This is a genomic window from Pseudoalteromonas sp. SG44-8 (assembly GCF_014164125.1).
Lineage (GTDB): Bacteria > Pseudomonadota > Gammaproteobacteria > Enterobacterales > Alteromonadaceae > Pseudoalteromonas > Pseudoalteromonas rhizosphaerae.
In genome coordinates this window covers 123,961-139,307 of the sequence record NZ_JACJEQ010000008.1, presented here as the reverse complement: position 1 = coordinate 139,307, position 15,347 = coordinate 123,961, and the positions used below count along the sequence as shown (strand labels likewise).

13 protein-coding genes are annotated in these 15,347 nt (G+C 42.5%); 8 read left to right on the top strand and 5 right to left on the bottom strand.

The annotated features are described in order from the left end of the window. The first annotated feature begins 4 nt into the window (after nucleotides 1-4). The 5 genes from H5163_RS09185 (at nucleotide 5) to H5163_RS09165 (ending at nucleotide 3,334) form a co-directional block, all read left to right on the top strand. The gene (locus tag H5163_RS09185; RefSeq protein WP_145240487.1) at nucleotides 5-523 is read left to right on the top strand and encodes an OmpH family outer membrane protein; all 519 of its coding nucleotides are present in this window, start codon (nucleotides 5-7) and stop codon (nucleotides 521-523) included. Between the two features lie 10 nt (nucleotides 524-533). Beyond that, entirely contained in the window at nucleotides 534-1,571 is a 1,038-nt protein-coding gene (gene lpxD / locus H5163_RS09180; protein WP_182731382.1) for a UDP-3-O-(3-hydroxymyristoyl)glucosamine N-acyltransferase, read from the top strand. 13 nt (nucleotides 1,572-1,584) lie between these two features. Further along, a complete protein-coding gene (gene fabZ / locus H5163_RS09175) occupies nucleotides 1,585-2,037 on the top strand; it encodes a 3-hydroxyacyl-ACP dehydratase FabZ (protein WP_145240491.1) in 453 nt (150 codons plus the stop codon). Between the two features lie 2 nt (nucleotides 2,038-2,039). Then, nucleotides 2,040-2,810: an acyl-ACP--UDP-N-acetylglucosamine O-acyltransferase gene (gene lpxA, locus H5163_RS09170; protein ID WP_182731383.1), complete on the top strand. Its 771-nt coding sequence runs from the start codon at nucleotides 2,040-2,042 to the stop codon at nucleotides 2,808-2,810. 140 nt (nucleotides 2,811-2,950) lie between these two features. Beyond that, a complete protein-coding gene (locus tag H5163_RS09165; protein ID WP_182734979.1) occupies nucleotides 2,951-3,334 on the top strand; it encodes a septal ring lytic transglycosylase RlpA family protein in 384 nt (127 codons plus the stop codon). Here H5163_RS09165 and cydC read toward each other — a convergent pair. Genes cydC through H5163_RS09140 form a run of 5 tightly spaced genes read right to left on the bottom strand, consistent with a single transcriptional unit; the run spans nucleotide 3,331 to nucleotide 9,734 of the window. Beyond that, on the bottom strand, nucleotides 3,331-5,064 hold the full coding sequence (gene cydC / locus H5163_RS09160; RefSeq protein WP_182734972.1) for a thiol reductant ABC exporter subunit CydC: 1,734 nt from the start codon (nucleotides 5,062-5,064) through the stop codon (nucleotides 3,331-3,333). The genes H5163_RS09165 and cydC overlap by 4 nt on opposite strands. Beyond that, complete coding sequence (cydD, locus tag H5163_RS09155) at nucleotides 5,057-6,841, bottom strand: thiol reductant ABC exporter subunit CydD (protein ID WP_145240497.1); 1,785 nt, start codon at nucleotides 6,839-6,841, stop codon at nucleotides 5,057-5,059. The genes cydC and cydD overlap by 8 nt, the downstream gene beginning before the upstream one ends. After that, nucleotides 6,831-6,983, bottom strand: coding sequence for a cytochrome bd-I oxidase subunit CydX (gene cydX / locus H5163_RS09150; protein ID WP_064667585.1), 153 nt, complete (start codon nucleotides 6,981-6,983; stop codon nucleotides 6,831-6,833). Before cydX ends, cydD begins: the two co-directional genes overlap by 11 nt. Before the next feature lie 13 nt (nucleotides 6,984-6,996). Next, nucleotides 6,997-8,136 (bottom strand): cytochrome d ubiquinol oxidase subunit II, encoded by a 1,140-nt coding sequence (gene cydB, locus H5163_RS09145; protein WP_182734971.1) that lies wholly within the window; start codon nucleotides 8,134-8,136, stop codon nucleotides 6,997-6,999. After that, nucleotides 8,133-9,734 carry a cytochrome ubiquinol oxidase subunit I gene (locus tag H5163_RS09140; protein WP_182731386.1) on the bottom strand — a complete coding sequence of 534 codons (1,602 nt, stop codon included), beginning with the start codon at nucleotides 9,732-9,734 and terminating at the stop codon, nucleotides 8,133-8,135. Before H5163_RS09140 ends, cydB begins: the two co-directional genes overlap by 4 nt. A gap of 378 nt (nucleotides 9,735-10,112) precedes the next feature. Between H5163_RS09140 and lpxB the strand changes: the two genes are divergently transcribed. Genes lpxB through dnaE form a run of 3 tightly spaced genes read left to right on the top strand, consistent with a single transcriptional unit; the run spans nucleotide 10,113 to nucleotide 15,347 of the window. After that, on the top strand, nucleotides 10,113-11,270 hold the full coding sequence (gene lpxB / locus H5163_RS09135; protein ID WP_145240502.1) for a lipid-A-disaccharide synthase: 1,158 nt from the start codon (nucleotides 10,113-10,115) through the stop codon (nucleotides 11,268-11,270). Further along, nucleotides 11,260-11,856 (top strand): ribonuclease HII, encoded by a 597-nt coding sequence (gene rnhB / locus H5163_RS09130; protein WP_145240504.1) that lies wholly within the window; start codon nucleotides 11,260-11,262, stop codon nucleotides 11,854-11,856. Before lpxB ends, rnhB begins: the two co-directional genes overlap by 11 nt. Then, nucleotides 11,856-15,347: a DNA polymerase III subunit alpha gene (dnaE, locus tag H5163_RS09125; protein WP_145240506.1), complete on the top strand. Its 3,492-nt coding sequence runs from the start codon at nucleotides 11,856-11,858 to the stop codon at nucleotides 15,345-15,347. Before rnhB ends, dnaE begins: the two co-directional genes overlap by 1 nt.

Genomic DNA, 15,347 nt, shown 5'->3' with positions numbered 1-15,347 from the left:
TTTTGTGAAAAAATCATTTAAATCATCGGCAATTGCCATTTTAGCTACACTTATGATGGGTACTTCTGCAAGTGCTTTTGCACATAAAGTAGGTATCGTAGATATGCAAGAAATCTACAAACAAATCCCACAAATGGCAAAAGTTGAGCAAACATTACAAGCTGAATTTGCTGAGCGTCGTCAAGAGCTTGAGAAGTTGCAGGGCGATATCCGCTTTGAAGCAGAAAAATTCAAGCGTGAAAGCACTACGATGAGCCAAGCGCAAAAAGATGCCTTACGTGAAAAAGTGGAAGGTATGCAAAAAAATCTTGCTGAAAAAGGTCGTCCTTTAGAGCAAGAAATTAAAGTTCGTCAAAATCAAGAATTAGCTAAAGTTCAAGGTCTTATCATCAAAGCAATCGAAGATATTGCCAAAGATGGTAAATATGATGAAGTTAAAGTTAAAGATACTACTATCTACTTTAACCCTAAAACGGTAGTTGATTTATCAAGTAAAGTTGTTGATCAAGTAAGTAAGCAATAGAACTTATTATATGCATAATTATACGCTTTCGCAGATTGCGGAACTTCTAGGCGCCGAGCTTGACGGTGACGGCGCTTGGGAAATCTCAAAAATTGCTACACTTGCAAATGCCCAATCTGGGCATATTGCATTTTTAGCGAATAAGAAATATCGCTCACAACTTAGTGATACTCAAGCGGGGGCAGTGATCTTATCTGCCGCAGATGCAGAGTATTATCAAGGTAATAAGCTCATCGTTGCTAACCCCTATGTTTGCTACGCGAAATTAGCTCAGTTACTCGATACCACGCCACGTTCAGCGTCATCAGGTATACACCCAAGTGCGGTGATCCACCCTGATGCCACGGTTGCAAGCACAGCCGCTGTTGCCGCTAATGCGGTGATTGAAGCCGGAGCGGTAATTGGTGATAACGTGCAAATAGGTGCTAATTGCTTTATTGGTGAAAACACAAAAATTGGCAATGGCACAAAACTGTGGGCAAATGTCAGTGTTTATCATGATGTAGAGATTGGCAATGATTGTTTATTTCAATCAAGTAGCGTAATCGGCAGTGATGGCTTTGGCTATGCAAACGATAAAGGACAATGGATAAAAATCCCTCAGCTTGGTCGCGTTATTATTAGTGACAAGGTTGAAATTGGTGCAGGTACTACGGTTGATCGCGGCGCAATAGACGACACAATCATTCACAGCAATGTGATTATCGATAACCAATGTCAAATTGCTCATAATGTTGAAATTGGTTCAGGCACAGCAATTGCTGGCTGTACCGTGATAGCTGGTAGTACAACTATTGGTAAAAATTGCCAGATTGCGGGGCTTGTAGGCATAAATGGTCACATAGATATCTGTGATGGTGTTATACTTACGGGTATGAGCATGGTGACTAAAGCGATTACGGAACCTGGTGTTTATTCCTCAGGGCTTCCACACTCTTCAAATAAAGAGTGGCGCAGAAACATTGCCCATTTACGTAATCTGCCAGAGATGAAAGTTCGCCTTAAAGCGCTAGAGACTCTGACTAAGTCATTAAACGTTGATCATTAATAAGGATGCTATTTTGGCAAACGAATTAAATAGCCTTGATATACAAGAAATTTTAAGCTTACTTCCGCATCGTTACCCGATGCTACTAGTTGACCGTGTGCTTGATTACACCCCTGGTGAATCATTACATGCAATTAAGAACGTAACTTTTAATGAACCGATTTTTACCGGCCATTTCCCTAACCAGCCAATTTTTCCTGGTGTATTAATTTTAGAAGCCATGGCACAGGCAACCGGTTTATTGGGTTTTAAAACTGTCGAAAATCGCAGTGAAAATGAACTATATTTATTTGCAGCGATAGATAATGCGCGCTTTAAACAACCAGTAACGCCTGGTGACACCATGCATTTACACGTTCAATTTTTAAAAGAGCGTCGTAATATTTGGAAGTTTGCAGCAGAAGCAAAAGTTGATGGCAAAATAGTATGTAGTGCCGAAATCATGTGTGCGAGAAGAGAGCTTTAATTGTGATCCATCCTACAGCGATAATCGAACCAGGTGCAAAGTTAGGTAATAATGTATCAGTTGGCCCTTACAGCTACATTGGCAACGATGTGGTTATTGGTGACAACTGCATTATCGAATCCCATGTTGTGGTCAAAGGTCCGTCAACAATAGGTTCAGGCAATCATATATTTCAATTTGCGTCTGTAGGTGAAGCCTGCCAAGACAAAAAATATAATAATGAGCCAACCACACTTATCATTGGCGATAACAATGTTATTCGTGAATGCGCGACTATCCACCGAGGTACAATTCAAGACCAAGGTGTGACTAAGATTGGCAGCAATAATTTATTTATGGCTTACACTCACGTAGCTCATGATGCAGTGATTGGCGATAACGTTATTTTTGCTAATAATGCATCTGTTGCAGGCCATGTACATATTGGTGACTGGGTTATCTTAGCGGGTAATTCAGGTATTCATCAATTCTGTAAAGTGGGGGCACATGCCTTTGTAGGTATGTACTCTGGCGTCAACAAAGATGTGCCGCCGTTTGTAACAACTATAGGTACGCCAGCAGGTCCTGTTGCAATTAATACTGAAGGCATGAAGCGCCGTGGTTTTGAAAGCGATGAAGTAATGGCAACACGTCGTGCTTATAAAACATTATACCGCAAGAGCTTAGGTGTTGAAGAGGCACTTGCAGCGCTTGCTGATGATGCCGCTAAGTACCCAGCAGTACAGTTAATGGTTGATTTTGTGAAAAATTCTGAACGCGGTATTATTCGTTAATTCGTTTATGCTGTGTATAAAAGCCACCAGTTATTAAGTTAACTTGGTGGCTTTTTTGTATTCACTGTTTTGTATTTACTTTAATTCAGTTGCAGCTCAGTTGATACCTGCTACCTTTATGCATTCTAAGGGAGCGTTGAATTTTGATTAAAGCACTTTTAATTAGCTTATCACTGGCTATTTTAGCTGGCTGTAGTAGCTCGCCGACAAACTATTCTGCAACAAGCTTAGGTATTCGTGAGCAGGGAAATGCTAGCTTTTATGCCGATAAATACCATGGTCGGCTGACCGCTAGTGGTGAAAAGTTTGACCAACAAGCCATGACTGCGGCGCACAAACAGCTCCCTTTTAACAGCAAAGTTAAAGTCACAAACACAGCAAATAACCGTTCAGTGGTCGTTAGAGTGAATGATCGCGGTCCTTTTATTCGCGGCCGTATCATCGATTTAACAAAGCATGCGTTTGAGCAACTCGCAGAGCCAAGCTCGGGCGTTATTAACGTAACCGTTGAAGTAATTGATTAAAAGCGTGTGATCAAGTTCACGTACTCAGGTTGCTCTGCTAATAGTTGCTGATGCGTTGCAATCGCTTTTATTTGCCCTTGCTCTAACCAAATTACGTTATCCATATTGGCAAGTAAGGCAGGGTCGTGAGTTATGCTGATCACAGTACAGTGCTGCATGCTGGTTAATATCGCATCCATAACTTGATGCTTCGATTGATTGTCGAGGCCTTCGGTTGGCTCATCAAGCACTAAAATAGCTGGTGCTCTGAGTAAGGCTTGCGCTAACGCTAAACGCCGCGATTGCCCACGCGACAAACTTCTGCCACCTGTGCCTAAGCGGGTGTCTAATCCTAGTTTTAACTCGCTAAGCCAATCATCTAACTGTGCTTGTTGACAGGCTGTGCGCATTTGTTGTTTAGTTGCTGAGGGCGCCGCATAGTGTAAGTTTTTAGCAATGGTGCCATCAAAAATATGATGTTGTTGTGCGACTATGTTAATCAGTTCGCAGCGATTTTGTTGACTGATCGTGTTAATTGCTATGGTTTTGTCTGCTGAAGTTAGATTTATCTCACCATTTTGCTGTGGCCATAAACCACTGAGTAAATTAACCAGCGTACTTTTCCCACTGCCGCTTTGCCCCACAATCGCGACTTTTTGCAGTGGCTCAATCGCAAAACTTAAGTTGTTAAGCGCAAAAGTATCACTGTGGTAACAATAACTAAGATCTTTAAATTCAAGCCCTAAAGGTTGCACTGATAACGACTCCTGAACGCTTGTAGTTTCAGGGCGCAGTTTATCTTCTAAATCAAAAATACGCTTTGCAGCGCTTAGCGCTACGGGCAATTGAATAAACGCATTTGGCAGCGTTAGCACCGTTTCAAAACTAGCAAGCACAAATAAACTAAGCATTGCCAGTTCAACATTGGCCATAGCTCCGCTGTAAACTAGCGGTGCAATTATCACAATGGCACCGAGCATACTCAGTTGTACTATTAATAGTGATATGCCATTACTATGTGCTTCGGCGCTATGGCGAACAAATAGTTGCCGATTATAGCGTTCACTGGCTGCCCGACATTGCTCAATTTGTTGCTCGGTGGCTTGATAGATAGCCAACTCTCGTAAGCCACTTAGGGTATCTGATAATTCAGCACGTAAAGTCGCCGAATAGTGAGTTTCGAGGTCGGCAGTTTGCTGAAGTTGTTTACTCAGTATGATCGGCAGGGCAACGCCTACTATTAAGAGTGCAGTAAAGCATAGTAACGCTACATTACTGTTGTAGGCTGCCATAATTGCAACCACAATTGGCACGCTGATTAGCGCAACAATCATCGGTAATAATACGTTTAAGTAAAATTTATCGAGCGCTTCAACGTCATTTTGCATGCGGTTAAATAGATCGGCGCTGCGGCTCATGGCTAAATCAACATTGCTTAGCTGGCTTAGCGTGTTAAAAACACTGACACGAATTTCACTTAATAATAAAAAGGTGGCGTTGTGGGTTACCAATCGCTCGCCGTAACGAGAGGCGGTTCTTACGATTGCCAAAAATCTAATTGTGCCGGCTGGTGTGAAGTAATTCATTTGCGTGCCAGCCAAGCCAGCTGCAGCCATGGCGGCTAAAAACCAACCAGAAATAGCCAATAAGCCAACGTTTGCCAGTACTGTTAAGGTTGCTAAAAATGCCCCTAACAGCATTGCACCTAGGTGCGGTCTACACAGTTTTAATAAACGTAAAAAATTAGTCATGCTGTTTACTCCTTGCATGCACTAAATCAAACAGCGCGCCTTGGTTATCGATGAGGGTTTTAAAGCTACCTTGTTCAATAACAGCACCATCTTTCATTACAATAACTTGTTTAGCTTGTGCAATGGTATTTAAGCGATGGGCTATCACCACAACGAGATGTTGCTGTGCATAATGATTGATAGCCGCTTGCACCTGTTGCTCAGTTTGGCTATCGAGGTGTGCGGTTGGCTCATCAAGGATCAAAATTGGCGCTTGTTTTAAAAATGCCCGAGCTAAAGCGATCCGCTGCTTTTGCCCGCCTGAGAGTCCTTCGCCTTGTTCACCAATTTGAGTGTCAAAGCCCTCTGGTAATTGATTGATAAACTCAAGTGCACCAGCTTGCTCTGCTGCAGTTTCTAGCTGCGTGAGTGTGGCATCCGGTTTGGCCAATAGTAAGTTAGCTTTGATACTGTTAAACAATAAAGTAGGTTGTTGTGGGATCCAGGCAATATGTTGCTGCCATTGCTTAATGTGTGATGCGGCTAATTGTTGTTGATTTACCGTAACAGCACCGATCACCTGAGGATGAAACCCTAATAAACAATCGAGTAAGGTGCTTTTACCAGCACCACTTTGACCAACGATGGCATACAGGCCTGTGCCTGCAAATGTTAGGTTTATATTGTTAACGCCTTCATTACTTTGTGGGTAATGAAAATTTAAATTATCAATATTTAGTTGTTCGATACTTGGTAAGTTTAAGCTATTTTGAGTATTTGGTTGTATGTTCTCAAGAGCCTTAGCAGGGAGTGGCTCATTCAATATTTTTAGCATATCAGCGGCGGCACTAATCCCTTCTAATCGGGCATGGTAATGGCTGCCGAGTTGGCGCAGCGGTAAATAAAACTCCGGGGCAAGTAACAGTACAACAAAGCCGGTCGAAAAATCTAAGGTACCAAAAAACAACCGAAAACCGATTATCACCGCTACTAACGCGACACTAATGGTCGCTAAAAACTCGAGTGCGAAAGATGATAAAAATGCGATTTTTAATACGTTTAAAGTCGCATGGCGAAAGTCATCGGAAATTTTGGCAATTTGTTTTAGTTCGCGCGTAGTCGCATTAAATAACTTTAGTTGGGTTAAGCCTTGTAAGCGGTCAAAAAAGTAATTACCCAACACAGCTAGTTGTTGCCAACGTTGTTGATTCAGTTGTTCTGCTTTGTGGCCAACCAAAATCATAAAAAACGGAATTAGGGGGGCGGTGAATAAAAAAATCAACCCAGCTTTCCAATCGGTAGGAAAAATCACCATCAGGATAGCCAAAGGAATAAGCGCACTGTAAGCCACGCTCGGTAAATAATTAGCATAATAATCGTGCAGTGCTTCAACACCATTGTGTAGGGTGTTTAAAGTCGCGCCATGACCTTGTTGTTCAATATAACTTGGCCCAAGTAAGGTGAGTTTCTCGAGTAAAGCATGGCGCATTGCAGTTTTAATTTTAAGTGCGGCTTGGGCACTTATGCGCTGCGAAAATCCAAGCAATATTCCGCGCCCTAAAATCAATGCTGCTAATGGCCAAAGTAAAGGGGTAATAGTGGCTAAATTGGCGTGTTCAAACATCACTAAATGAATTGATCGTGCCACTAAATAAGCACTGGCAATCATCAATAATGCGTTAAATGTTCCTAGCGCAATACTGATTTTTAAAAGACTGCCAGCGTGATTGGAATGCGTTTTTAAAAACGCGCGTAGCGTAGTTTGCTGCGCGCGATTTGGTCGGGGGTTAGTCGTCATTTTGGCGATTAAGCCTATCGTGTAATTCTTGTTCGTCGTCAGCGATACTGTCTTTGTTCTGGCCAAATTCGTACCACATAACGTTGATCACACCTAACGTACAGGCTAATAAAACACCGAGTATCCAAGCAAAATACCACATAGATCAAATCTCCTTAGTAACTGCCATGGCTGTTATTTTCAATTTCTTCTACGGTTACTTTGCGCCACATTTTCACATAACACCATGTGGTGTAAAGTAAAATAAGTGGCACAAAAATACTTACTGCAATAAACATTACATTCAATGTTCTATGGCTAGAAACCGCATCCCATATTGTTAAACTAATATCAGGGTGATTACTTGATGGCATAATAAATGGGAATAAAGACATTCCAGCCGTCATGATCACACCGCCAAGCATTAAGCTTGTTGCTATTAATGCCAGCCCCGGTCTATTAATTTTTGAACATATCCACGCTAATGCAGCCATTAAAAAAGCGACCGCAGGGAACAGCATAGTTAAAGGCATTTGTTGATAATTGTTTAACCAAGCACCTGCAGAGGTGGTTACTGTTTTATCTAGTGGGTTTGCAAAGCCTTGCGTATCACCCATCGAGATTATTTGGTAACCATCAAGATTAGCAATCCAAATACCTGCAACAGCAAATAACACGATGAATGCTAACAGTGCATAACGACCATATTGCGCTGAGCGACGAGCAACATCACTGTCTGTACGCAGCTGTAACCACATACCGCCATGGGCAAGTAACATAGTTACGCTGATCAAGCCGGCTAATAAGGCAAATGGATTTAATAATGCAAAGAAAGATCCTTGGTAGCTGGTTCTAAGGTATTCATCAATACTAAATGGCACACCTAAAAACAGATTGCCAAAGGCCACGCCAAATACCAGAGCAGGAATGGCACTGCCAGCAAATAAGCCCCAATCCCAATTGTTACGCCAGCGTGGAGAGTCAATTTTGCTACGATAGTCAAAACCCAAAGGTCTAAAAAATAAAGCAAACAATACCAACATCATAGCAAAGTAAAAGCCCGAAAATGCAGCCGCATAAACCATCGGCCACGCTGCAAATAAGGCACCACCTGCGGTGATAAACCATACTTGGTTACCATCCCAGTGTGGACCTACCGTATTGATCACCACACGGCGTTCACTGTCGCTCTTACCAACTAACTTGATAAGCATAGCCACGCCCATGTCCATACCATCGGTGATTGCAAAACCAATTAACAATACGCCGATGATAACCCACCAAAGTAACTTTAACGTTTCATAATCGAAAATCATGATTTTGCTCCTTGCTCGTCAGTTATTTGGTCGCCATTAGTATGGTCATCTAAATGTTCAAAGTGATATTTACCAGTGTGCAATGAACTTGGTCCTATTTTTACAAATCGCAGCATCAGCCAGCCTTCGACAATAGCAAGGCCGGTGTAGAATACGATAAAGCCGGTTAAGCTTATTAAAATATCATTGACAGTCAGTGACGAGGTCGCTAAAAAGGTTGGCAGTATTTCAGAGATTGCCCACGGCTGACGGCCATACTCGGCAACTATCCAGCCAAATTCAATTGCTATCCAAGGTAGAGGGATACTCCACACCGCAGCCCACAATAACCAACGTTTTTGTTCAATCACACGATGTGCATTGTAATAAAAAGACAATACAAATACGCCCAGCATAATCACACCACAGCCAACCATGATCCTAAATGACCAAAACATCGGGCCTACTTGAGGGAACGAATCTTTAACGGCTTGCTGAATTTGTGCTTCAGTTGCATCCACTACATTTGGTGTATAACGCTTTAACAATAAGCCGTAGCCTAAATCAGCTTTGAGGGTGTCAAACTTAGCAATATTCTCAGCTGAGTCATCACCACTGCGCAGTTTTTCAAGGTATTTATAAGCGATCATACCGTTACGAATACGCACTTCGTGTTGTTTTTCTAAATCATTAATGCCGGTAACTTGCTCATCTAACGAGCGGGTCGCTATTAAGCCTAGCGCATACGGGATTTTAACGGCGGCATGGGTCACCTGTTTATCGGAATCAGGGATCCCCACTAACGTAAACGCAGCGGGTGCTTCCTCGGTGTGCCATTCAGCTTCAATGGTTGCCAGTTTTACTTTTTGTACTTCACCGACTTCATAGCCTGATTCATCGCCAAGTAAAATAACACACAATACTGAGGCTAAACCAAAGCCGCTAGCGACTGAAAAAGAGCGTTTTGCAAAAGCGAGATCACGGCCCTTAAGGATATACCAACTACTGATCCCCAATACGAACATGGATGCGGCAACATAGCCCGCAGACACAGTATGAATAAACTTAACTTGTGCGACAGGGTTAAACACAAGCTCGGCAAAACTCGTCATTTCCATGCGCATAGTTTGATAGTTAAATTCAGCACCGACAGGGTTTTGCATCCAACCATTAGCGACTAATATCCACAGCGCAGACATATTAGTACCAATAGCCATTAAAAAGGTTGCACCTAAATGCTGGCGTTTACTGAGCCGCTCCCAGCCTAAAAAGAACATACCCACAAAGGTCGATTCTAAAAAGAATGCCATTAACCCTTCTATCGCAAGGGGAGCGCCAAATACATCGCCCACATAATGAGAGTAATAAGACCAGTTAGTACCAAATTCAAACTCCATGGTAAGGCCTGTGGCTACACCAATGGCGAAGTTAATGCCAAATAGTTTACCCCAAAACTTGGTCATATCACGGTAGATTTCTCGGCCGGTCATTACATAAACCGACTCCATGATCACTAAAATCCAGGTCATACCTAGAGTCAGTGGTACAAATAAAAAGTGAAACAGGGCGGTGACAGCAAACTGTAATCGCGATAGATCCACAAAGGTTTCATCTATCATTTTTTATAGCTCCTTGTATGTGCGGGCGAGTCACAAAACAAATAAAGTAAGCAAAAGTTAGTTAATGAAGTTTCAGTAATTATTGAAACTTTATGCATTATTCTCTTTTGGTTAATTATTGTCAATCACAACATGGATAAATATTACCCCATTATGATTAATGCGACGCTTTTTAATCAGCTTTAGTTAGTGGAACACAGAGCTTAACTATTTACCAATATATGTTTGAAAAACAGGCAAATAGTTCTGGTTGTATCAGTAAAGGTACGTTGGTGAAGGTTTCTCTAATTTATTCAGGGTGTGTCATTTAATCGCGCAGTAAAACAAGCTAGACTACTGCCTATGACCGTCTTGTTGACTTGTGAATAAAAAACAGCCATGAATAAAGATAAACAGCCACTACGTATAGCGATTGTAGTTGGAGAGCTCTCTGGTGATATTTTAGGTGAAGGCCTAATTAAAGCATTGAAACAGCGCTACCCTGATGCCATTTTTGAAGGTATTGCAGGGCCGAAAATGCAGGCGCAAGGCTGTAGTAGCTTATTTGATATGGAAGAGTTAGCTGTAATGGGCTTAGTGGAAGTGCTAGGCCGATTACCGCGGTTATTAAAAATTCGCAAGCAACTAGTCCAACACTTTATTGATAACCCGCCAGACGTTTATATCGGTATTGATGCACCTGACTTTAATTTACGGGTTGAAAAGCCGTTAAAAGATGCTGGTATTAAAACGATTCAATATGTAAGTCCATCAGTGTGGGCATGGCGAGAAAAACGTATTCACAAAATCAGCGCTGCAACCAATATGGTGCTAGCTTTATTACCGTTTGAAAAAGCATTTTACGATAAACATAATGTGCCATGTACTTTTGTTGGCCATACACTGGCTGATGATATTGCCCTTGAGCATGACGACAGCGCAGCGCGTCAACAATTGGGTTTAAGCCTTGATGATAAAGTACTGGCATTATTGCCAGGTAGTCGAGGCTCAGAAGTAGGGTTGCTTAGTGAAACTTATCTTAAAACAGCGGCCGGGCTACAAGCTAAAAATCCTGATTTAAAAATAGTGGTGCCATTAGTAAATGAGCAACGCAAAGCACAATTTAGTGCTATTTTGGCAGCTACAGCGCCACAACTAAATATTCAGTTGTTGGATGGACAATCGAACCTTGCTATGCAAGCGGCAGATGTGATTTTAATTGCATCAGGTACCGCGACCCTGGAAGGGATGCTTTATAAAAAACCTATGGTGGTTGGCTATAAAATAAAAGCCCTAAGTTATTGGATTTTTAAAAGTTTATTCACTTTTAATATTAAATACTTTTCGTTACCAAACTTATTAGCTGACGAAGAGCTAGTGCCTGAATTTATGCAGCATGATTGCAGCGTTGAAAACCTAACGAACGCCCTTGAACCAATGCTAAATAGTGATAATCGCGAATTAAAAGCGCGTTTTTTAGCCATTCACCAGCAAATACGCTTAAATGCTAGTGAGCAAGCAGCCACTGCTGTTGCGGAGATTATAGATGCAAATTGAACGACCTAACCTCAGCTTTATCGCTGGCGTTGACGAAGTCGGCCGTGGGCCATTAGTTGGCGATGTAGTGACCGCTGCGGTGATCCTCGATCCAGCTAAACCGATAGCTGGTCTTGCGGATTCAAAAAAGTTAACCGATAAAAAACGCCAAGCACTAGCAATTGAGATCAAAGAAAAAGCGCTGTGTTGGTCCATTGGCCGATGTAGCCCCACAGAAATCGACGAGTTAAATATTCTCCATGCCACTATGCTGGCAATGACTCGTGCGGTTGAAGGCTTAAGCACCACCCCTGAGTTTGTATTTGTTGATGGCAATCGCCTACCTGCGCTCAGTATGCCGGCACAAGCCGTAATAAAAGGCGACAGTCTAGTGGCAGAGATCTCAGCAGCATCCATTATTGCTAAAGTTGCCCGTGATGATGAAATGATTGAGCTTGATAAACGCTATCCAGAATATGGTTTTGCAGGTCATAAAGGCTACCCAACCAAGGCACATTTTGCTGCTCTTGAGCAGTACGGCGCCATTAGTGAACATCGTAAAAGCTTTAAACCAGTACAACGTGTACTGGCGATGCAGGAGAAGTAATGGCAGCTCCAGATTTTGTGCATTTACGGGTACATTCAGACTTTTCAATGGTCGATGGTTTAGCGAAAACTAAACCGATTGTCGCTAAAGCGCAGGAATTACAATTACCGGCATTGGCCATTACCGACCAAATGAACTTATGTGGTTTAGTGCGCTTTTATGACACCGCTCATAATGCGGGTATTAAACCAATTGTTGGTGCTGATTTTTGGTTACACAGCCCAGAGTTTCCAGAAGGGCCTTGTCGGTTAGTTATTTTAGCTAAAGATAATGTCGGTTATAAAAATCTTACCCTTTTAATCTCTAAAGCGTATCAACGTGGGCATTTATTTCATCGCCCTGTTATTGAACGAGATTGGTTAGTTGAGCACAAAGAAGGGCTTATTTTACTCTCTGGTGCCAAAGATGGCGATTTAGGTAAAGCGCTATTAAAAGGCAACCCAGCCACAGTTGAGTCGGTGGTTAGTTTTTATAAACAGCATTTTAGTGATAACTACTATATTGAGTTGATACGTACTAAGCGTACACAAGAAGAAGACTATTTACACTTAGCGGTTGAGCTCGCAACCGTTGAGCAACTGCCAGTGGTGGCTACCAACGAAGTGGTATTTTTGAAGCCTGAAAACTTCGAGGCCCACGAAATACGCGTAGCAATATTTGACGGCTATACGCTTGATGATAAACGCCGACCAAAGCGCTTCTCTGAAGAGCAGTACTTAAAAACCCCAGCACAAATGGCTGAGCTGTTTAGTGATATCCCAGAAGCGCTGCAAAACAGTGTGGAAATCGCCAAACGCTGTAATGTGACGGTGCAGCTTGGTACGTATTTCTTACCAGATTACCCAACCGGCTCATTAAAAATTGAAGACTTCTTGGTGAAAGTATCCCGAGACGGTCTTGAAGAGCGCCTACAGTTTTTATTCCCTGATGAAGCTGACCGAGCAGAAAAACGTGTTGAATACGACGAGCGTTTACAAATCGAGCTCGATGTAATTAACCAAATGGGTTTCCCTGGTTACTTCTTGATCGTAATGGAGTTCATCCAGTGGAGTAAAGATAACAATATTCCAGTTGGGCCAGGGCGTGGTTCAGGTGCGGGTTCGTTAGTGGCGTACGCGCTGAAAATTACCGATCTTGATCCGCTTGAATTTGATTTACTTTTCGAGCGCTTCTTGAACCCTGAACGTGTATCAATGCCGGATTTCGACGTCGATTTTTGTATGGATAGACGCGATGAAGTAATCGATCACGTATCGGCTCTATATGGACGAGACGCGGTATCACAGATCATTACTTTTGGTACTATGGCAGCAAAAGCGGTAATACGCGATGTTGGCCGAGTACTTGGCCACCCGTACGGATTTGTTGACCGTATATCAAAACTGATCCCAGGCGATCCCGGCATGACGTTGGCTAAAGCGTTTGATGTTGAGCCACGCCTGCAAGAAGCTTACGATGGCGATACAGAAGTAAAAGACTTAATCGATATGTGTCGCATCCTTGAAGGCTGTACACGTAACGCTGGTAAACATGCCGGCGGTGTGGTTATTTCACCGACTACAATTACTGATTTTGCCGCCCTGTATTGTGACGATGAAGGTAAGTTTCCGGTTACTCAGTTTGATAAAAATGACGTAGAGACCGCCGGATTAGTAAAGTTTGACTTCTTAGGTCTACGAACCCTGACCATTTTGCAATGGGCAGTTGATATGACTAATGAGCGCTTAACCCGAGAGGGCAAAGAGTCAATAGATATCAACACCATTCCACTGAATGATAAAAAGAGTATAGAGCTGCTATTAAGAGCAGAAACTACCGCGGTATTCCAACTTGAATCCCGGGGTATGAAAGACTTAGTAAGGCGCTTAAAGCCCGATTGCTTTGAAGATATGATCGCCTTGGTAGCCTTGTTTCGTCCCGGGCCATTGCAGTCAGGCATGGTAGATAACTTTATCGACCGAAAACTTGGTCGCGAAGAAATTTCTTATCCAGATGCACAATATCAACACGAAAGCTTAAAGCCTATTTTGGAGCCGACTTACGGCATTATCTTGTATCAAGAACAAGTAATGCAAATTGCTCAGGTACTGGCAGGTTACACCCTAGGTGGCGCCGATATGTTACGTCGTGCAATGGGTAAGAAAAAGCCAGAAGAGATGGCAAAACAGCGTTCAACATTTGAAGATGGTGCGCGAAATAACGGCATTGACGGCGAACTGGCGATTAAGATCTTCGACTTGGTAGAGAAGTTCGCAGGCTACGGTTTCAATAAATCGCACTCCGCAGCCTATGCGTTAGTATCTTACCAAACGCTGTGGATGAAAACCCATTATCCTGCTGAATTTATGGCGGCGGTGATGTCGGCTGATATGGATAATACTGAAAAAATCGTCACCTTGGTTGATGAATGTGAGAACATGAAACTCACTTTATTACCGCCTGATGTAAATGCCGGTGCCTATAAGTTTACAGTAAACCTCAAGGGTGAAATTGTTTATGGTATTGGTGCTATCAAAGGCGTGGGTGAAGCACCTGTAGATGCAATTTTAGAAGCGCGAAGTAACGGTGGGCCATTTAAAGACCTATTCGATTTTTGTGCGCGGGTAGATTTAAAACGTATCAATAAACGCGTAACCGAAAAACTTATTTACGCCGGTGCGCTTGATCAACTCGGTCCCGAGAAAACGCAACCAGCGCGTGCTACGTTATTGGCAAGCTTAAAAGATGCGATGAAAGCGGCTGATCAGCATCATAAAGCAGAGTCGTTAGGGCAAACTGATTTATTTGGTTTATTAGCGACAGAGCCGGATGAAGTCGAGCAAGCATTTATAAAAGCCACGCCACTGACTGATAACCAATGGCTTGATGGGGAAAAAGAAACCTTAGGCTTATATTTAACCGGGCACCCAATAAATCAGTATCGTAAAGAGCTGAAATATTACACCAGTGGTAAATTAGTGGATTTACAGCCAACTAATCGTGATGTGCAATCAACCGCTGCAGGCCTTGTTATAGCTGCACGTACACTAGTAAATAAAAAGGGAAATCGTTGGGGGCTTGTAACTTTAGATGACAAGAGTGCCCGTATTGATGTACGCTTATTCCCAGAACAGTTTGAAATGTACCAAGATATGCTGCAAATCAACAATATCTTGGTAATATCTGGACAGGTCAGCTTTGATAACTTCTCCGGTGGTATTACAATGACCGCCAGAGACATATGCACCATCGCGCAAGCGCGCGAAAAACGTATTAAAGCGATTAAAATGACGCTAAATATGGTGCAAATCGAAGCCAACTTCTTCGATAAATTACAAAAAGTACTCGAACCTTATAAGTTTGGTACTTGTCCGATTAAGGTTTACTATCAGCGTCCAGATGCGTTGGCACAGTTAACCCTCGGGACAGAATGGTGTGTTACGCCTAGTGATGACTTAATTCATAAGTTATCGTTAATGGCGGCGCAAGATGTAGAACTAGAATTTAACTAA

Bases quoted from the DNA above. Each gene is read 5' to 3' on its own strand.
- cydX (WP_064667585.1), bottom strand. From the start codon at position 6,983: ATGTGGTATTTTGCTTGGATACTCGGTGTTTTATTAGCCTGTACGTTA.
- cydC (WP_182734972.1), bottom strand. From the start codon at position 5,064: ATGACTAATTTTTTACGTTTATTAAAACTGTGTAGACCGCACCTAGGT.
- rnhB (WP_145240504.1), top strand. From the start codon at position 11,260: ATGCAAATTGAACGACCTAACCTCAGCTTTATCGCTGGCGTTGACGAA.
- lpxB (WP_145240502.1), top strand. From the start codon at position 10,113: ATGAATAAAGATAAACAGCCACTACGTATAGCGATTGTAGTTGGAGAG.
- lpxD (WP_182731382.1), top strand. From the start codon at position 534: ATGCATAATTATACGCTTTCGCAGATTGCGGAACTTCTAGGCGCCGAG.
- cydB (WP_182734971.1), bottom strand. From the start codon at position 8,136: ATGATTTTCGATTATGAAACGTTAAAGTTACTTTGGTGGGTTATCATC.
- H5163_RS09140 (WP_182731386.1), bottom strand. From the start codon at position 9,734: ATGATAGATGAAACCTTTGTGGATCTATCGCGATTACAGTTTGCTGTC.
- dnaE (WP_145240506.1), top strand. From the start codon at position 11,856: ATGGCAGCTCCAGATTTTGTGCATTTACGGGTACATTCAGACTTTTCA.
- cydD (WP_145240497.1), bottom strand. From the start codon at position 6,841: ATGACGACTAACCCCCGACCAAATCGCGCGCAGCAAACTACGCTACGC.